The organism is Pseudomonas sp. NUPR-002 (genome assembly GCF_056322725.1).
This window is the reverse complement of the sequence record NZ_CM150476.1, coordinates 1,584,249-1,602,517: the sequence shown is the minus strand read 5'-3', so window position 1 is coordinate 1,602,517 and position 18,269 is coordinate 1,584,249. Positions and strand designations below refer to the sequence as shown.

Below are 18,269 nucleotides of genomic sequence, written 5' to 3'. Positions count from 1 at the left end.
CTCAACCATCGCTTGAATTGGGGACTGACAACTTCAACAGCTTGCTGCACGGGCTATAGATCACAACACGGTCTTTTTCCCGCAACTCCCCGCTTACGGCAGCATTGACTCGATCAGCTTCACTCGCCGCCCACTTCAGTGCCAACCGGAACATGTAACTGTGACCGCTTGAACCCTGCCACACACCGGACGGATATTTGACCTCCATCTCAAGAAGCGGGTTATCCGTCGGATCATTGACCCAAACCTGCCATAGGCGATGCTGATCCTGCGGGGTGTAAGTGAAGTCGGTTAAGCGCAGGTTGTTGCCCGGAACATTGGGCAACTCTCCCAGTAGTTTCGGATCGACCCAATGGCCATTTAGAAACTGATCGTAAAACCTGTTGTGCTCGAAGTCCGTGAGGTTTTCCTCCAGTGTCCACCGGTTCACGACCGTCGGTTGTAAGGTCAACTCTTTACCGGTCAACGCTGCCGGTACTTGAATCTGCACCCAGAAATCAGTCGCCTTCGTGGCGTACCCATTTGGAGTGTTTGTTCCATCAATCAGTACTGAGCGGAACGTTGACCTTGGCCCTGATAAAAGGAACGTCCGGAGAAAGATAAGGCCTTATGAGCTCCGCTACTTTTTCTTTCTGCTTTCTCCTGCAAAAAACGTTCAGGCTCCAACGGGTTTCAAAGTCATCGCCTTCCATGGTTATTGTGTATTTCAAATCGACTACCTCTCGATTGCTTGCAATGGCAAGCTGCGTAAAATCCCCCCATTTAAATGCATAATTATGGTATCGGGTATGCATTTCCCGGTAATTTTTTGAGTGCGCCATCGAGAGGTACGTCAACCCCATCCCCCCTGGACCTAACAACGCACCCAACAAAAATGAAGGATCGATAGTCGCTATGAAAAGAAAAATTACCGCCGTTATTCCTGCAATCCATTTTAAAAATTTTAAAGCCCACTCTGGGAAATCCTTCCAAACACAATACTCAACTCCAGATTCAGCAATTCGGTAGGCAAAATTCACTCTCTGATGAGTCATAGTTAACGTCACAAACAATGCAATCAAATAAAAAACAATACATGATAATGTTCGCCAAGGCTGCTCCACCCCCTCGTACGCTGAGTAGAGTGCATACGTAACAGTAGCCGACAAAAAAGCCACCCCCACAAACATGCCATTAGCCACAAATGTATTGTAATCACGCGCCCGAATCGTCCACGCCATCAACTCAGGCTCATGCGCAAATTTCCACTCCAGCTGCGGCGGTAGCTCAAGGGGCTTATTAAAAATAAACATGCCTGAATTCAACACATAAGTGCAACGCTCGCCCCTGCATAAACTTCGTACGGCGTCTTCCAGCCCAGGCGTTTTCGCGGGCGTAAATTGATCTTCGTTACCACGCGACTGACCGCCTCGACGGTCAGCTTGCTGAAGTCGCCGCCCTTGGGAAAATACTGCCGGAGCAGGCCGTTGGTATTTTCATTAGTGCCTCGCTGCCAGGATGAATAGGGTTCTGCAAAAAAGACTTGGCACTGGCTCCGATGCGCAATGCGTTCATGCCCGGCAAACTCCTTCCCGTTATCCAGCGTCAGCGTGTGAACAGCATGCCCCTTGAGCAACAGATTGATCGCCCGCGTTACCTGCCGGCGCGTCCTGCGCTTGACCGGATAGGCGCTCAGGTAGCCGCTTTTACGATCAACCAGCGTGACCAGATTGCCGCCTACGCCATGCACCGTGTCACCCTCCCAATCACCTAGACGCTCGCGGGCTTCGACCTCAGCAGGGCGCTCGGTTATCGATACGCGATTACGCAACTGTCCGCGCCGGTCGTGGCTTCCGTAGCGTTTTCGGTACAGCTTCCTGCGGTGCCGCAAATACTTGTATAACTCGCCACCTGCGTGTTTGTCGGTGGCGATAAACCGATAAATCCACTCGTGACTGACCGCGCGCTCCGGCTGCTCTTGCTTCAGGCGCTGAGCAATCTGCTCCGGGCTCATACCGTGTTTTAGCCAGAGCGGCAGATAATGGCTGAACCACGTTAATGGCTTGCAGTGCTTGCGCGCCTGCGCTCGACGGGCATCACTTTCATGGGTCGCAGCAACCGCTTTGTAGGTCTTCTGGGAGCTGTTGCGGCGAACCTCACGACTGATCGTCGAGGGATGTACGCCAACCTGTTTCGCGATGCTTGCCTGGCTTTTTCCGGCGCTCAGACCGGCCTCAATCTGGTAACGTTGGCCCTGAGTCAGCTGCCGGTAATGCGTAGTCATCTGCGCTTGAATCCTTCGGTGTGAGAGCCTGGATTCTACCGGTGGCTGACTCTCTGCCTATCGTTTCAAACGTTGCACTTATTCTATGAATTCAGGATGTTTAGACTCAACCATCACTTGAATTGGGGACTGACAACTTCAACAGCTTGCTGCACGGGCTATAGATCACAACACGGTCTTTTTCCCGCAACTCCCCGCTTACGGCAGCGTTGACTCGGTCAGCTTCACTCGCCGCCCATTTCAGTGCCAACCGGAACATGTAACTGTGGCCGCTTGAGCCCTGCCACACACCGGACGGGTATTTAACCTCTAGCTCAAGAAGCGGGTTATCCGTCGGATCATTGATCCAAACTTGCCATAGGCGGTGTTGATCCTGCGGGGCGTAAGTGAAATCGGTTAAGCGCAGGCTGCTGCCCGGAACACTGGGCAACTCTCCCAGTAGCTTCGGATCGACCCAATGGCCATTTAGAAACTGATCGTAAAACCTGTTGTGCTCGAAGTCCGTGAGGTTTTCTTCCAATGTCCACCGGTTCACGACCGTCGGTTGTAGGGTCAACTCTTTACCCGCCAACGCTACCGGCACTTGAATCTGCACCCAGAAGCCCAGCCACCTCCTGAGAGCACGCTCACCGTCTTTATAAAAAGCTCTTCCCACTACCGTCGGGCGCTGCAAGGTTTCCAGCAACGCGTGCATCTGCTTGAGATGATTGCCATCGCCTCGCCATTCTGGGATTGACCCGCGCCCCCAACTGCAACGGTACAGCCACAAACGCAGGCCCTCGCGCTTGAAACGGTTGGCGGCCATGGAGACCAGAAAATAGGCAATACCCAGCAGCGCAATAATGATCGTCACTGGCGTCGACATTACCCAGGAGAAACCCAACCAATAGCCGAGGCCTGCACCGATAGTTTGTATGCCTGCAACCAGGGCCATTAGTGAGACGACACCAAGCTTCGTCCAAAGTAGTGAGCTTTCTATCTCACTAGCGGCATTGCCTGCGTCTTCGAAGATCTGCCAGGCCTCAAGACCTGCCGCAACAGCCCCCAAAGCAGCCCACGTCACAGTGCGTAAAATCAGACCTTTCGACACCGTAGCAAGCTCGTTTGCCGCCGCAGCTTGGGCGCTCCCTGCGGAGGCAGCTTTGTACTTTGCAATCCATGCCGAGTAGCTTGCCTGGGCAACTTTCAGCGTTTCATCGCTCAACTTCCCAACCATCCCCCCCGCCCGACTCCAAGCCGGCCCAACCCACAACGCCGCCAGCGCATTCCCCGCATACGCCGCATTCGCCCCCATCACCCGCCATTCATCCGCAGTGAACTGCCCGTCGTTTTGCGCCTGTTGGGCACTGCTCCACAGGTTCCACGCGTTCAGGCCCACCAGCACCGTCGGCAGGGCACTGCCGAGGTTCTGCGCCATCCAGGCTTTGGTCCGCGTCAGGTATTCACGTGTGCCCAGCAGTTTCAGTTGTGCCGTCACTTCGTTCTGGCCGAGGTTTTCGAACCAGTGGTTGATTTGCCACAGGCTGACTTCCAGGCGGGTGCTGCCCGAGGCTTTGGCGATGATCTGGATCGGGCGTTCGAGGAACCGCGCTTGCCGCTGTTGTTCAAGGATCTGCAGCGATCGACGCGCGGCGCGCTGGTCGTACACCTGTCCGGGGGTGTGCAGCACACGTTTGACGCCAGCGATCTGGTTATTCAGGGCTTGCACGTGCAGCAACCAGGCTTGGAACGCACGCGGGTAGGCGGGGTTGAACAGCAGTTGGGTGGTGCTGGCGATTTCCGTGGAGATCAGTACCTGGGTCGCGACGAGTGCAAACGCCGTGTGCTGTTTCATCGCCGGCAGCAGCAGGCCGCTCAGGCCATGCCAGGCCTCACGGGCCTGGTGGTTGGCGACCTCGATCAGGCTGCTCATGGCCTCGCGGGTGACACTGCTCACGGCCTGGTACAGCCGGCTGTTGCGCACGCTTTCGAGGTCGAACACCGATTTCAGTTCATTGACGCGGGTGGTCATGCTGGTGGCGTCGCCCGACGAAGACGGCGTCAGCGCCCCGCTGCTGCCATCGCCTTGACGGCCCTGGTCGTCAAGGGTGCCGTAGGTGGTGAAGTTGTGCGACAGGGTGCGGATCAGGCTGGCCAGTTCCGCGTTGAAGTTGAACAGTGCCAGGCCAAACAGGGTGCTCGGGCGCTCGGCCTGCTGGCACAGCCACTGTTGCCCTTGCTGGCCATTGCCGAGCAAGGTGTAGAGCATGTGCGCGGTTTCCAGCAACTGGCGGGCCTGCTCGCGATTGCAGGTGTCGTGGTACACCGCTTCGGCGCTGGGGCTGAGGCGATTGAGCCAGGTGAGCAGGTCGGCTTCGCTGCGCTGGCAATGCGCTTGCAGTTGTTGCGCCTCGACGCGGACCTCGCTCAGGTAACGACGCAGGTCATCAAAGCGCACGTCTTCGCGCCATAAGCGCTTGGCGTTCCATTCTTCCAGGGCGGCTTGCCAATCCGCGTGGGCCGGCAGATGCCCCCAAGTCTGCTTGAAGCGGGCCTGGGCGGCGCTGACTTCCTTGGCCGCGCCCATCATCACCAGCTGTTCCTCCTCGGCCGGGACCATGTCCTTGGCGCGTTCAAGCTCGTCAAAGGTGCCCAGCAGGCGGTACAGGTCGTCGCTGTAGGCCTGGCGCTGCAGCGGGTCGTGCAGGGTTTCGGGGATAAAGGCTTCGGTATCGAAACCACACAAGCGCTCGACGGCCAGGGCGCTTTCCAGGCTGGCTTGGTGCACGCTGTCGAACGCCTGCTGTTCCTGCAGGCGACCGGAGAGGTTCATGCTCAGGTCGTCGATCAGGGCCAACGGGTCGTCCAGGGCGATGTACAGCGCGGTGTCTTGCTCAGGCACCCGGCCGCGCACCAAGGCTTCTTCGAAGGCCGGTTTATACGGCTGGCCCGGCGCGCCGGCGATGGTCGGCAACAGTGTGCTGGTGAAGGTTGGTGCGCTGGCGCCGAACACGTAAATGTCCGCGACACTGTTGCCCAATCCGGTCAACTTGCCGCCGTGCTCGGTTTTGCCGTTGGCACAATAGGCCGGCAGATCAAGGGCGCGCATCCACCGGCTTTGGGCAGCAGGGTTGCTGCGCATCAGTTCGCACATCCGCCAGGTCCATTGCACTGGCGAGTAGGCGATGCGCAGTTGGCTGCGCCGCGGGTACAGCAGGTACGGCTGGGTTTCGCCCGGGTTGTGGCGGGCATCCTGATACAGCTGGGCGTCGGTCCACAGGTGGCGGGTGAAACGCTCTGCGCTGACCTGGTATTCATGGAAGGTCTGGTCGCTGTTGTTCCACACATACAGCCAGCCATCGCGCAACTGGCGCAGGGTGTAGCTGCGGGTATGCAGTTCCGGCAGTTTGCCTGTCCAGCCCTTGGGCAGCGGGTTGGGCCCTTGGTTGCTGCCTTTGCTGTGCGGTGATTCGTCCAGTGCATAGCGCACCGGGAAAATCGACACGTCGGGGTGGCGGAAGGCGCATTTACCGATGCCCAGCGGCGCGTTGGTGAATTCCTGGTTGCGCCGGGCCTGGTTCAGTTCGGCTTCTGTTACGGGCGGGTACATAGCGCTTCCTTGTTGACGATTTGCGGGACGGGCTGAGCAAAGCCAACGGAAACGCTACAGGGTGCAAAAAAAAATTGATGTCAGACGCGTCTGAAAATGCTCTCGGTGGGAGCGGGCTTGCCCCGCGATAGCGATCGTTCAGCCACACCGTATCGCGGGGCAAGCCCGCTCCCACTTGGAAATAAAGACTCTGTAGAAGCGGGCACTGCGGTGAATGGCACGGTCTTCGTCCGTGTTCGCAAGGCACGCCGCTCCTCCAACCTGCGACGCTCTGCCACTGCTACCATGGTCGGCGCTGACGAAGCGTCAACGGCGTGCCAGACTGATTGATCGAGGTTCGCTGCATTTTTCTGTTTCGGAGTTGTCATGTCGCTGTCCAGTGGGCTGATCGCTATGGTCGCCCTGGCCTATATGGCCATCATGTTCGCTATCGCATTCTATGGTGACCGCCGTAAAACGCCGCTGCCACCGCGTCTGCGCGCATGGGTGTACAGCCTGTCGCTGGCGGTGTACTGCACCAGCTGGACCTTCTTCGGCGCTGTTGGCCAGTCCGCCGAACAACTCTGGGCGTTCCTGCCGATCTATTTAGGCCCGGTGCTGTTGTTGCTGTTCGCGCCCTGGGTCTTGCAGAAGATGGTGCTGATCAGCAAGCAGGAGAACATCACCTCGATTGCCGACTTCATCGCTGCCCGTTACGGCAAGTCGCAATCACTGGCGGTGGTGGTGGCGCTGATCTGCCTGGTCGGTGTGCTGCCCTATATCGCTTTGCAGCTCAAAGGCATTGTGCTCGGCGTCAACCTGCTGATCGGTGCCAGCGCCGACGCCACTGGCAGCCGCGTTCAAGACACGGCATTGGTGGTGTCGCTGGTGCTGGCGCTGTTCTCGATTGTGTTTGGTACCCGCAGCCTGGACGTGACCGAGCACCACCGCGGTATGGTGCTGGCGATTGCTTTCGAATCGCTGGTCAAGCTGTTGGCGTTTCTGGCCGTTGGCGCCTTCATTACCTTCGGCCTGTATAACGGATTCGAAGACCTGTTCAGCAAAGCGCATCTGGCACCACGCCTGGAAGGTTTCTGGAAAGAGACCATCAATTGGCCGTCGATGATTGTGCAGACTGGCGTGGCGATGATGGCGATTATCTGTCTGCCGCGTCAGTTCCATGTCACCGTGGTAGAGAACATCGAGCCACAGGATCTGCGCCTGGCCCGCTGGGTGTTTCCGACCTATCTGATTCTGGCAGCACTGTTTGTGGTGCCCATTGCCCTGGCCGGGCAGATGCTCTTGCCGGGCGTCATCCCGGACTCTTACGTCATCAGCCTGCCGCTGGCTGAGGCCCATCCGGCGCTGGCCTTGCTGGCATTCATTGGCGGTGCCTCGGCCGCTACCGGCATGGTGATTGTTGAGGCGGTGGCGCTGTCGACCATGGTTTCCAACGACATGTTGCTGCCATGGTTGCTGCGACGCAACAACGCCGAGCGGCCGTTCGAAGTGTTCCGCCACTGGATGCTCTCGGTACGCCGGGTGACCATCGTGGTGATTTTGCTGCTGGCTTATGTCAGCTACCGCCTGCTTGGCTCTACCGCCAGCCTGGCCACCATTGGCCAGGTCGCCTTTGCTGCGGTTACCCAGTTGACCCCGGCCATGCTCGGCGCACTGTACTGGAAACAGGCCAACCGCCGTGGCGTGTTTGCCGGTCTGGCGGCCGGCATCTTCCTGTGGTTCTACACCCTGGTGCTGCCGATTGCCGCCCACAGCGTTGGCTGGTCACTGGACCTGTTCCCGGGCCTGGCCTGGCTGCACGGCAACCCGCTGGACTTGCCAATCACCCCGCTGACCCAGGGCGTTGTACTGTCACTGGCGGGCAACTTCACCCTGTTCGCCTGGGTCTCGATCCTGTCGCGCACCCGAGTCTCCGAACACTGGCAAGCCGGCCGTTTCATTGGCCAACAAACCAGCGCCCGACCCAACAGCCGCTCATTGCTGGCGGTGCAGATCGAAGACCTGCTTGAACTGGCCGCCCGCTTTGTCGGGGAAGAACGCGCTCGGCAAAGTTTCATCCGCTTTGCCTATCGACAAGGCAAAGGCTTCAACCCCAACCAGAACGCTGACGGTGACTGGATCGAACACACCGAACGCTTGCTCGCCGGTGTCCTCGGCGCTTCTTCGACGCGTGCGGTGGTCAAGGCGGCGATCGAAGGCCGCGACATGCAGCTGGAAGACGTGGTGCGCATCGCCGACGAAGCCTCGGAAGTGCTGCAGTTCAACCGCGCCCTGTTGCAAGGCGCGATCGAGAACATCAGCCAGGGCATCAGTGTGGTCGACCAGAACCTGCACCTGGTGGCGTGGAACCGTCGTTATCTGGAGCTGTTCAATTACCCGGATGGCTTGATCAGCGTTGGCCGCCCGATTGCCGACATCATCCGCTACAACGCCGAACGCGGCCTGTGCGGACCGGGCGAAGCCCAGGTGCATGTGGCGCGCCGTCTGCACTGGATGCGCCAGGGCCGCGCCCACACTTCTGAGCGACTGTTCCCCAACGGCCGGGTGATCGAACTGATCGGCAACCCCATGCCCGGCGGTGGTTTCGTGATGAGCTTCACCGACATCACCCCGTTCCGCGAAGCCGAACAAGCGCTCAAGGATGCCAACGAGGGCCTCGAACAGCGGGTTGCTGAACGTACCCAGGAACTGTCGCAGCTGAACCAGGCACTAACCGAAGCCAAGAGCCACGCCGAGGCCGCCAACCAATCGAAAACCCGCTTCCTGGCGGCCGTCAGCCATGACTTGATGCAACCGCTGAACGCTGCCCGGCTGTTCTCCGCCGCCCTCTCGCACCAGGGCGACGGGCTTTCGGCCGACGCCCAGCAACTGGTCCAGCACCTGGACAGCTCGCTGCGTTCTGCCGAAGAACTGATCAGCGACCTGCTCGACATCTCGCGCCTGGAAAACGGCAAGATCACCCCTGATCCAAAGCCCTTCGCCCTTAACGAGCTGTTCGACACCCTGGGCGCCGAATTCAAGGTGCTGGCCCAGCAACAGGGCCTGGACTTCCGTGTGCGTGGCAGCCGTTTGCGGGTGCACAGCGACATGAAGCTGCTGCGGCGGATTTTGCAGAACTTCCTCACCAACGCTTTCCGCTATGGCAAAAGCCCGATCCTCCTGGGCGTACGCCGCACCCAGGGCAAGCTGTGGCTGGAAGTCTGGGACCGTGGCCCGGGCATTGCCGATGACAAGCTGCAGGTGATCTTCGAAGAATTCAAACGCCTGGACAGCCACCAGACCCGTGCCGAAAAAGGCCTGGGCCTGGGCCTGGCGATCGCCGATGGCTTGTGCCGGGTACTCGGTCACTCACTGGAAGTGCGCTCCTGGCCCGGCAAAGGCAGCGTGTTCCGTGTCAGCGTGCCGCTGGCCACCGCCCCGGCCGCCGTGGCCGCAACGCCTGCCGAACAAGCCGGTCAGCCGCTGGCGGGCATGCAGGTGCTGTGTGTCGATAACGAAGACAGCATCCTGATCGGCATGAACAGCCTGCTCAGTCGCTGGGGTTGCCAGGTCTGGACCGCGCGCAATCAACAAGAGTGCGATGCCTTGCTGAACAAGGGCATGCGCCCTCACCTGGCCTTGGTGGATTACCATCTGGACGATGGCGAAACCGGTACCGAGTTGATGGCCTGGCTACGCACCCGCCTGGGCGAGCCGGTTCCCGGCGTGGTAATCAGTGCCGACGGCCGTAGCGAAACCGTGGCCCAGGTGCACGCCGCCGGCCTCGACTTTCTGGCCAAGCCGGTCAAGCCGGCCGCCTTGCGCGCCCTGCTCAATCGGCATCTGAGCCTGGTCCAGTAAGGGCGCTGGCGGCCAGCGGGTCGCCTTCGCTCATTGCGCGCTCAAGCAAATCGGCCGGCAGACTCTTGCTGGCCCTGGCCCCCAACAACTTGAGCTGCTCGCTACGGCTGATCAGGTTGCCACGCCCTTCACACAGCTTATTGCGCGCTGCACTGTAGGCTTTATCGACCTGCTGCAAACGGCTACCCAGTTCGTCCAGGTCCTGGATGAACAGCACGAACTTGTCGTAGAGCCAGCCCGCACGCTCGGCGATTTCCCGGGCGTTCTGGCTCTGGCGCTCCTGTTTCCACAAGCTGTCGATCACCCTTAGCGTGGCAAGCAAGGTGGTCGGGCTGACAATCACGATTTGCCGGTCAAAGGCTTCCTGAAACAGGTTCGGCTCGGCCTGCAGCGCTGCCGAGAACGCCGCCTCGATCGGTACGAAGAGGAGGACGAAATCGAGGCTGTGCAAGCCTTCCAGGCGGTTGTAATCCTTGCCCGACAATCCTTTGACATGATTACGCAGCGACAGCACATGCTGCTTCAGTGCCGCCTGGGCAATTTCACTGTCATCGGCGGCAACATACTGCTGATAGGCCGTCAGGCTGACCTTGGAATCGACGACCACCTGTTTATCGCCAGGCAACATAATCAGCACGTCTGGCTGGAAGCGCTCACCGTCGGCGCTCTTGAGACTGACCTGGGTCTGGTATTCGCGGCCCTTCTCCAGGCCTGCATGCTCCAGCACACGCTCCAGAATCAGCTCACCCCAGTTACCTTGGGTTTTCTGGCCTTTCAGCGCCTGGGTCAGGTTGGTCGCTTCATCGCTCAGGCGCAGGTTCAGTTGCTGCAGGCGCTCCAGCTCCTTGGCCAACGAGAAACGCTCCCTGGCCTCTTGCTGGTAGCTGTCTTCAACACGCTTTTCAAATGCCTGAATGCGCTCTTTGAGCGGGTCAAGCAGTTGCCCCAGATGCTGCTGGCTGGTCTGGGCGAAACGCTGCTCGCGCTCATCAAAGATTTTCGTCGCCATTTCGGCGAACTGGGCGCGCAGCTCGTCACGCGAGCCTTGCAGGTCATCCAGACGCTGCTGATGACTGTCTTGCTGCTCGCGCAGCTCGGCACTCAGGGCTGCACTCTGTGCATCCAGACGCCGCAATTCAGCCTCGCGCGCCGTACGCTCGAGCTGCCAGGCATGCGCGGCATCGCGGGCATTGTCGCGGTCGATATGCAACAGCTCCAGTTCACGCGCCTGTGCTGCCAGCGTGGCTTGCTTGGCGGCATTGGCCTGGCTCAGGTCGCTGATTTCGTCGCGACTGGCATCGAGTTGGGCGAGCACACCCTCTTGAGCCATCTGCGCGCTGCTCAGGCGCTCCTCAAGCAACGCGGCCTGCGCCTCACGGGCGGCCAGGCGCCGTTGCTGTTGAAACACCCAGCCCAGGGTTGGCACTGCGGCCACCACCATGCCCAGCACAATGCTGGTCAGATCAAACGCTATTGCCACCCCAATTCCCCCGGCTCCATTCAACGCCTGAGCTTATCAGCCTTGTCAGCTTGCTGCAGTCAGGCGTCGGGCAGTTGCTTGAGCAAACGTCGCGCTTCCTGCGAGCCCTGCGACGCTGCCAGCTCCAGCCAGTAGCGGGCTTGTTCGGGCTCATTGATCTGCGCTTGAGCGCATAGCCGACCGTATTCGAGTTGGGCACGCCGGTCGCCGGCACGGGCAGCCTGACGCAACAGGTCGTGACCGATACGCCGGTCGCGGGCATTGCCACAGTCACGACAGAGCATCTGCCCAAGACGGCTTTGCGCAACCACCACACCCTGACGCGCAGGTTGCTTGAGCAGGCGCCCGGCAAAATGTTTGACGTTAGGGTTGTCGCCCAGCCGAGGGCTATCGAGCAGCCACAAGGCTACTTTCAACGAAAAGCGCTTGGGCTCGGGCAAAGGGGGTGGTGTGGAAGAAATTGCAGGAATTTTGGCGCGGAACTTCATAACCAACAGCGAAGGCAACTCGAGAGGCGCGCCACTCTACTCCTTTTTTCGACCAATGGCCCGAGTTGGGCCGATACTTTTTTCAAAATATTTCAGCTTTTTTTGTTGACCTCGATGACGGAAATTTTCTCCACCAGAAGTCTGTTCGACGATTGTCGGACACATCGGAAAAACCTAGCACGCCCGTCCTAGAGCAAGCGCTCGGGACAATCCACAGAAGCTGTGGATAACTCGGTGGACAACCCCCTCCAAGACCCCGCAAACCCCCATAGAATGGGGCTCCGGCTCAAACTGTCGATTTTTTCACCAGCTAAAATAAGTGTTTTTTTTCATTGACTTAAGACCTCAGCCAAGTCATCGACAGCCTAACCAGGGAGTGTTGCAGGGCTGTAACATCGATTGCGCCAAGTGTGTACAACCGCCCCAAAGGAAGGCACTTCGTTGCACGAATTTGGCACGTTCCCTGCGTTTCCCTCCTGCGCAGGCCCTTCCCAACCCGGGAAAAACACGAGATACTGGCCGGCTCCTCGAACGACAAGTCAGCATTCCTTGCCAACTGATGGCTTGTGCTGTAGTCTTGCCGCCGTTAGTACCAAGCTGAAAGTCAATTCTGGCCAAAGCAGTCCTTACAGCGCCCTGCTCCACCTTGGAACAGCGCCTGTTGAAACCAGGACCGGCCCACTTGATGGCTCCCACGTAAATCACTTCTTACGCTGACCGAGCCAACCTGCAGAATGATCAGGATCTTCACCCCGTGGCATAGAACCTCGACCCGGCGTGTTGCCTGTCCTCCGACGTACCTACCAGTCAGCCCCAGCGCCACCTATAAATGCGCCCAAAACTGGCTGCCCTGTTCCAGTCAGGTTCTTCGCCACGGCTAAATCCGGGCGTTACTGGAACGTTTTAAGTGTGCACGGATCGAATCCGTGTCTATTGCAGGAACATCTAATAACTATGACTCACTCTATCCATACTCAGGCTGCGATTCGCACCCTTTCCCAGGCATTTGCCCCATTGAACTGCTTGATCCTGGCGTCGCGCAAAGGCGGCTTCAGCTTCACCCTGGTCAACGAGCACGGCATTGCCCGTCACAGCGAGCGACTGTACCCCGAGCAGTACAGCCAATCCGAGCCGCTTCAAGCGGTCATCGAGCGCACCCGTCAGGCCCTGACCGCCTGATCGCGCTTCGCTGCAACAGCTCAAGCCCCGCCACTGTGCGGGGCTTTTTATTACCTGTGTTCGAGCCGATTCACAGTCACTGTGGGAGCGGCCTTGCGCCGCGAAAGGGACAGCCCACTAAGCCAAAGCTAATCACTCCACGGCATATGATTTATAACTAAAAGCCGCAAATGTTTTAAAAACAGCCCTTTACAGCGCGAAGATGACACTACACTTCAACTCAAGCGGCCAGCACCGCTTCCGGCGGACCTGACCGACTCTCCAGCTGCCAAGCTCCAGCGTCCGCCGGTCAAATTCAAGTTCGAGGGTGTTATGGGTATCGCCGCGAGCGAGTTAAGCCAATTTGTCATCCGCCCGACCCTGATCTACCTGGGCCGCCACTGCGCAAGCGCCGAAGCTTTGTTGCTCGGTGTTGCAGCCAGCCAGTCAGCACTAGGCTCTGCCCTGCATGATCGACGCGGCCACGGGCTGTACCGAATTGGCGAGTTGCGCCACCAAAGTATCTGGGACCAATTTCTGGCCCGTGACCCGGAACTGGCCAGCCTGGTGCGCGGCCTGGCCAGCCAGCACGCCTTCCTCAGCGGCCCGCACCTGGAACTGACCGTCAACCTGCGCTACGCCACGGCCATCGCCTGGATGCTGATCGAAGAACAAGCCCCGCAACTCCCCGATGCCGACGATCTGCTCGGTCTGGCACGTATCTGGCGCCAGACTTTCCAACCTCAGGGACGCCTGCGCGATTTCACTTGCGCCTGGCAAACCTGCATCGCCCCTGTGACTCTTCAGGCCTGCTGATAGTCACTGAAACCCACATTCGGAAAACTCCTACCAATCTGGTTGGATTGTCCTACAAAACCGCTCTATCTCCTGCGATACAGCCTATAGCGCTGCGGGCGAAATGTTGGTAATTTTCGCCCCGGAGATCCCAAGGAGTTCTAATAATGAAAAAAGTAATGCTCAAATCGTCTCTCGGCCTCGCCATCACTCTTGCCTCGACTCAACTGTTCGCCAGCGGCTTTGCCCTTAACGAACAAAGCGTCAGCGGCATGGGCACAGGTTTCGCGGGGCGTTCGTCTTCTGCCGATGATGCCAGCACCGTATTCGGCAACCCTGCCGGTATGTCGCGCCTGAAACGTGAACAGGTTACCGTTGGTGGCGCAGCCGTGATTGCCAAGTCCGACATCTCCGGTGGCGGCTTCCCAGGCGGCACTACCGATGGCGACATGGTGCCTTTCGTGGGCGTGCCTATGGGTTACTACGTCAAGCCGCTGGATGACAACTGGAGCGTCGGCTTCGGTGTCTACGTCCCATTCGGCCTGGTAACCGACTACGAAAGCACTGCTGCCAGCCGCTACTACGGCAAGAAAAGCTACGTTGAAGTCGTCACCTTCCAGCCAACCGTCAGCTACGCCTTCAACGACAAGGTGTCGATCGGTTTCGGCCCGACCATCAACAAGATCAAGGGCGAGCTGAGCTCCAACACCATCAACCCCTTCACCCCGGGTTCCAATGATGGTGAAGTGAAGATCAAAGGTGACGATACCGCCGTTGGTTACAACATCGGTGTGCTCGTCCAGGCCACCGACAAAACCCGCGTCGGCCTGACCTACCACTCGATGGTCGATTACAAGCTCGAAGGTAACACCAAGATCAACAACGCCCTGATCGGCCCGTTCAGCGGCAGCAAGTTCGACGCTGAGCTGAAGATCAAAACCCCAGAGTCGGTCGACATGTCGGTCACCCACGAGCTGGATGATCAGTGGACCCTCTACGCGGGCAGCACCTGGACTCGCTGGAGCCGCCTGGAAGCGATCACGGTAAACAACGATGTGCCTGCGCCACTGAATCCTCAGTTCGGCACCATCAGCGAAGACCAGAACTGGCACGACACCTGGGCTCACGCCATCGGTGCTTCGTACAAGCTGAACAAAGAGTGGGTACTGCGCACCGGTTTCACCGTCGACCAGTCGCCAACCAACAACCACGACCGTTCGCCACGCATTCCAACTGGCGACCGCAAGGTCATCAGCTTCGGTGCCGGCTACAGCCCGAACGAAGACATGACCATCGACCTGGCCTACTCCTACCTGTGGGAAGAAGACACCAAGGTCAACCTGGCCAGCCAAACCAAGGGCACCTACAAGGCCAAGTACGAGAACAGCGCTCACGGCCTGGGTGCGTCGCTCACCTACCGCTTCTGATTCAACGCTGGCAACACAAAAAACCGCCGATATCGGCGGTTTTTTTATATGCGGATGTCAGGGCTGCGAAGCAATGGCTTTCTCGATCGCGGCGGTAAACTCAGGGTCGTCCGGCTTGGTCAGGCTGGAAAAACTGGCAACCACCTTGCCCTGGCGATCGACCACATACTTGTAGAAGTTCCACTTCGGCGCGCTGCTCTGGTCGGCGAGCTTCTTGAACAGTGGAATGGCGTCACTGCCCCGCACCGGCTGGGCCTTGGTCATGGTGAAGGTTACGCCGTAGTTGGCATAACACACCTTGGCAGTTTTTTCGGCGTCAGTGTCCTCTTGCTTGAAGTCATTGGACGGCACCCCAAGCATTTCCAGACCCTGCTCATGATAAGCCTTGTAGACACTTTCCAGGCCTTCGAACTGAGGCGCGAAACCGCAATAGCTGGCGGTATTGACCACCACCAGCGGCTTACCGGCAAAGCGTTTGCACAGGTCGAGCTGCTCCTTGCCCCGCAGTTCCGGCAGGCTGCCTTGCGTTTCATACAGCGCTGGACACCCAGCCGCCTGCGCGCCTGCCGCAGCCATCAGGGTGAACAGCGGAACCAATATCCAGCGTGTGCGCATTGTTGTCTCTCCTTTGAGCCGGCATCTGCCATTGAGGATACGCTTAGCACACGCCCATGCCCAACTGCATCAACGCCAGGCCGCCCTCTTGCCAGCCCCACCACACCAGCAGCAGTAGCAGCAGTGCGGCCAGGGCCAGCAGCCCGCGCAGCGCCACGCGGCTCATGCCGCTTGCGCCTGCAAGCGCGCCACCGGACGCTCCCGCACCGGCCAGTTAAGCGCTGCGGCCAACAGGCTGAGCAGGATCGAGATCTGCCAGACCAGGTCGTAGTTGCCGGTCTGGTCGTACACCACGCCACCCAGCCAACCGCCCAGAAATGCCCCCAATTGATGGAACAGGAACACGATACCGCCGAGCATCGACAGGTTGCGCACGCCGAACAGCGTGGCGACTGTACCGTTGGTCAGCGGCACGGTCGACAGCCACAGCAAGCCCATGGCAATGCCGAACAGGTAAGCGCTGAACTGTGTCACCGGCGCCCACAGGAACAACACAATCACTACCGCGCGCAACAGATAAAGCGCCGTCAGCAGGCGCGGCTTGGACATCCGCCCGCCCAGCCAACCTGCGGTGTAGGTGCCGACAATATTGAACAGCCCCACCAAGGCCAGCACCGTGGTACCAATGGTGGCCGGCAGGTGCTGATCGACCAAGTAGGCCGGTAGGTGGACACCGATGAACACCACCTGGAAACCACAAACGAAAAAGCCCAGCGCCAGCAGCCAGAAGCCGGAATGCGAACAGGCTTCACGCAGCGCCTGACCAAGGCTCTGCTCGGCACCGTTGCTCGGCAGTGGACGGTCTTTCAACAAGCTCACCATCGGCACAATGAACGCCACCAGCAAGCCCAGCACCAGCAAGGCCGCCGACCAGCCCAGCCAACCAATCAGGCCAAGGGTGCCCGGCAACATGGCGAACTGACCGAACGACCCCGCCGCGCTGGCAATACCCATGGCCATGCTGCGTTTCTCCGCCGGTACCGCGCGGCCAACCACACCGAGAATCACCGAAAACGAGGTGCCGGACAGGCCAATACCAATCAACAAGCCAGCGCTCAATGACAGGGTGAGCGCCGAATCGGACATGCCCATCAGCACCAGCCCGGTGGCGTAGAGAATGCCGCCGACCATCACTACTTTCGCCGCGCCCAGGCGATCAGCCAGGGCTCCGGCAAAGGGTTGCGCCAGGCCCCAGATCAGGTTCTGCAAGGCTATGGCGAAGGCGAACACTTCACGCCCCCAGCCAAACTCGGCACTCATCGGCGCCAGAAACAGGCCGAAGCCATGCCGCACGCCCAGCGACAGCGCCAGAATCAACGCTGCGCCGAGGAGAATCCACCCACTGGTTCGCCATACCGATGTCATTATTGTTTTCTCCACAGCACCGCAAGGTTATGCGGGTATATACCCGCTTTAGGTCGGAAAAAGCTCAAGCAAGCAGCTCCAGCAAACGCACCAGCTCATCACGCTGGCCTTCACCCAAGGTGTCGATCAAACTGATCTGCGCCTTTTCCCACGCTGGCTCTGCCAGGCACAGACGTTCATGGCCCTGCGCTGTCAGCAATACCAGACGATTACGCAAATCACGGCCTTCGGCTAAGGCCACCAGCCCTTCAGCTTCCAGCACCCGCAGGTTACGCCCCAGGGTACTGCGATCCAGCCCCATGGCCTCGGCCAGGGTGGAAATGCTCGGCTGATCGAGGCGGCGCAAATGACGCAACAGGGAAAACTGCGCGACGTTGATCCCGAAGCCTTCGAGGGCCTCGTCGTAATGTCGGCTAACCCCACGGGCCGCTCGACGCAGGTGGGTGCAGATGCATTCGCTGGTCAACATGAATACGTGTATATACCCGCATCTATTCAGGTGCAAGCATTTCCTGCTCGACTACAACGCCAGACTTAGCAACACCGCCAACTCCAGCAACTCCAGTAACGCGCCAGCAGTATCGCCGGTGGTTCCGCCCAGTCGACGCATCATCAAGCGACGCAAGCAGAAAAACACGACGCCCGCCGCAGCCAGCACATACAGACCTTGCGGGCCTGTCAGGCCCAAACACAGCACGCCACTGGCCAGCAGTACCCACCAGCCACTGCGTCGCGGCAGATGCTCGGCCAGCGCCTGTCCCAATCCACCTGCGCGCACATACGGTGTGGTGAGAAACAGCCCGAGCATGGCGGTTCGGCCCAAAAGTGGCGCTACCATCAACAACAGCCCTTGGCCACGCTCGACCAACACCAACAAGGCGCAGAACTTGAGCAGCAACACCAGCACCAGAGTCACCACCGCGATCGGCCCGCTGCGTGGGTCTTTCATGATCTGCAGGGTGCGTTCGCGGTCACCGAAGCCGCCTAACCAGGCATCGGCACTGTCGGCCAGGCCATCAAGGTGCAAGGCGCCACTGAGCAGCACCCAGGCACTGAGCAACAGGGCCGTGTGCAACAGCAGCGGGCTGCCGTCGAGTGCGGTATTCAGCCCCCACAGCAGCACGCCAAACACGAATCCCACCGCTGGGTAAAACAGCAGCGAGCGCCCCATCTGCTCGGCTGTCGGCATCCCCGGCAGGCGTACAGGCAGGCTGCTTAGAAATTGCAGGGCTATCCAGAACGCCAGCAT

Annotated in this window: 15 protein-coding genes; 4 read left to right on the top strand and 11 right to left on the bottom strand. The window is 59.4% G+C overall.

Features of this window, described 5'->3' with window-relative positions; genetic code table 11:
* Position 1: 1 nt before the first annotated feature.
* From ACVWSC_RS07440 to ACVWSC_RS07425, 4 genes are all read right to left on the bottom strand, one after another.
* Entirely contained in the window at positions 2-490 is a 489-nt protein-coding gene (locus tag ACVWSC_RS07440) for a hypothetical protein (protein WP_442112825.1), read from the bottom strand.
* Positions 491-539: 49 nt separating this feature from the next.
* Positions 540-1,292: a hypothetical protein gene (locus tag ACVWSC_RS07435; RefSeq protein ID WP_442112823.1), complete on the bottom strand. Its 753-nt coding sequence runs from the start codon at positions 1,290-1,292 to the stop codon at positions 540-542.
* An 8-nt stretch (positions 1,293-1,300) separates the two neighbouring features.
* Positions 1,301-2,263, bottom strand: a complete 963-nt coding sequence (locus tag ACVWSC_RS07430; RefSeq protein WP_442107591.1) for an IS30-like element ISPsme1 family transposase — start codon at positions 2,261-2,263, stop codon at positions 1,301-1,303.
* 106 nt (positions 2,264-2,369) lie between these two features.
* Entirely contained in the window at positions 2,370-5,852 is a 3,483-nt protein-coding gene (locus ACVWSC_RS07425; protein WP_442112821.1) for a T6SS effector BTH_I2691 family protein, read from the bottom strand.
* Between the two features lie 366 nt (positions 5,853-6,218).
* Here ACVWSC_RS07425 and ACVWSC_RS07420 point away from each other — a divergent pair, with 366 nt between their 5' ends.
* On the top strand, positions 6,219-9,692 hold the full coding sequence (locus ACVWSC_RS07420) for a hybrid sensor histidine kinase/response regulator (RefSeq protein ID WP_442112819.1): 3,474 nt from the start codon (positions 6,219-6,221) through the stop codon (positions 9,690-9,692).
* Here ACVWSC_RS07420 and ACVWSC_RS07415 read toward each other — a convergent pair.
* Both ACVWSC_RS07415 and ACVWSC_RS07410 read right to left on the bottom strand, forming a co-directional pair.
* Positions 9,664-11,052 carry a DNA recombination protein RmuC gene (locus ACVWSC_RS07415; RefSeq protein ID WP_442114268.1) on the bottom strand — a complete coding sequence of 463 codons (1,389 nt, stop codon included), beginning with the start codon at positions 11,050-11,052 and terminating at the stop codon, positions 9,664-9,666. The genes ACVWSC_RS07420 and ACVWSC_RS07415 overlap by 29 nt on opposite strands.
* A gap of 179 nt (positions 11,053-11,231) precedes the next feature.
* A complete protein-coding gene (locus tag ACVWSC_RS07410; protein ID WP_442112817.1) occupies positions 11,232-11,660 on the bottom strand; it encodes a tetratricopeptide repeat protein in 429 nt (142 codons plus the stop codon).
* Positions 11,661-12,614: 954 nt separating this feature from the next.
* On the opposite strand from ACVWSC_RS07410, the gene ACVWSC_RS07405 reads away from it, so the two are divergent.
* From ACVWSC_RS07405 to ACVWSC_RS07395, 3 genes are all read left to right on the top strand, one after another.
* The gene (locus ACVWSC_RS07405) at positions 12,615-12,839 is read left to right on the top strand and encodes a hypothetical protein (RefSeq protein ID WP_442112815.1); all 225 of its coding nucleotides are present in this window, start codon (positions 12,615-12,617) and stop codon (positions 12,837-12,839) included.
* A 312-nt stretch (positions 12,840-13,151) separates the two neighbouring features.
* A complete protein-coding gene (locus tag ACVWSC_RS07400) occupies positions 13,152-13,634 on the top strand; it encodes a hypothetical protein (protein WP_442112813.1) in 483 nt (160 codons plus the stop codon).
* 146 nt (positions 13,635-13,780) lie between these two features.
* A complete protein-coding gene (locus ACVWSC_RS07395; protein ID WP_442112811.1) occupies positions 13,781-15,040 on the top strand; it encodes an OmpP1/FadL family transporter in 1,260 nt (419 codons plus the stop codon).
* 57 nt (positions 15,041-15,097) lie between these two features.
* Here the strand turns inward: ACVWSC_RS07395 and ACVWSC_RS07390 are convergent, their stop codons facing one another.
* The 5 genes from ACVWSC_RS07390 to ACVWSC_RS07370 all read right to left on the bottom strand — a co-directional run bounded on the left by ACVWSC_RS07390 (position 15,098) and on the right by ACVWSC_RS07370 (position 18,269).
* Entirely contained in the window at positions 15,098-15,655 is a 558-nt protein-coding gene (locus ACVWSC_RS07390; protein ID WP_442112809.1) for a glutathione peroxidase, read from the bottom strand.
* 43 nt (positions 15,656-15,698) lie between these two features.
* A complete protein-coding gene (locus tag ACVWSC_RS07385) occupies positions 15,699-15,821 on the bottom strand; it encodes a hypothetical protein (RefSeq protein WP_442112807.1) in 123 nt (40 codons plus the stop codon).
* Complete coding sequence (locus ACVWSC_RS07380; RefSeq protein WP_442112805.1) at positions 15,818-17,020, bottom strand: MFS transporter; 1,203 nt, start codon at positions 17,018-17,020, stop codon at positions 15,818-15,820. The genes ACVWSC_RS07385 and ACVWSC_RS07380 overlap by 4 nt, the downstream gene beginning before the upstream one ends.
* Positions 17,021-17,084: 64 nt before the next feature.
* Positions 17,085-17,489: a MarR family winged helix-turn-helix transcriptional regulator gene (locus ACVWSC_RS07375; protein ID WP_442112803.1), complete on the bottom strand. Its 405-nt coding sequence runs from the start codon at positions 17,487-17,489 to the stop codon at positions 17,085-17,087.
* A 51-nt stretch (positions 17,490-17,540) separates the two neighbouring features.
* Positions 17,541-18,269, bottom strand: a complete 729-nt coding sequence (locus ACVWSC_RS07370) for an adenosylcobinamide-GDP ribazoletransferase (protein WP_442114267.1) — start codon at positions 18,267-18,269, stop codon at positions 17,541-17,543.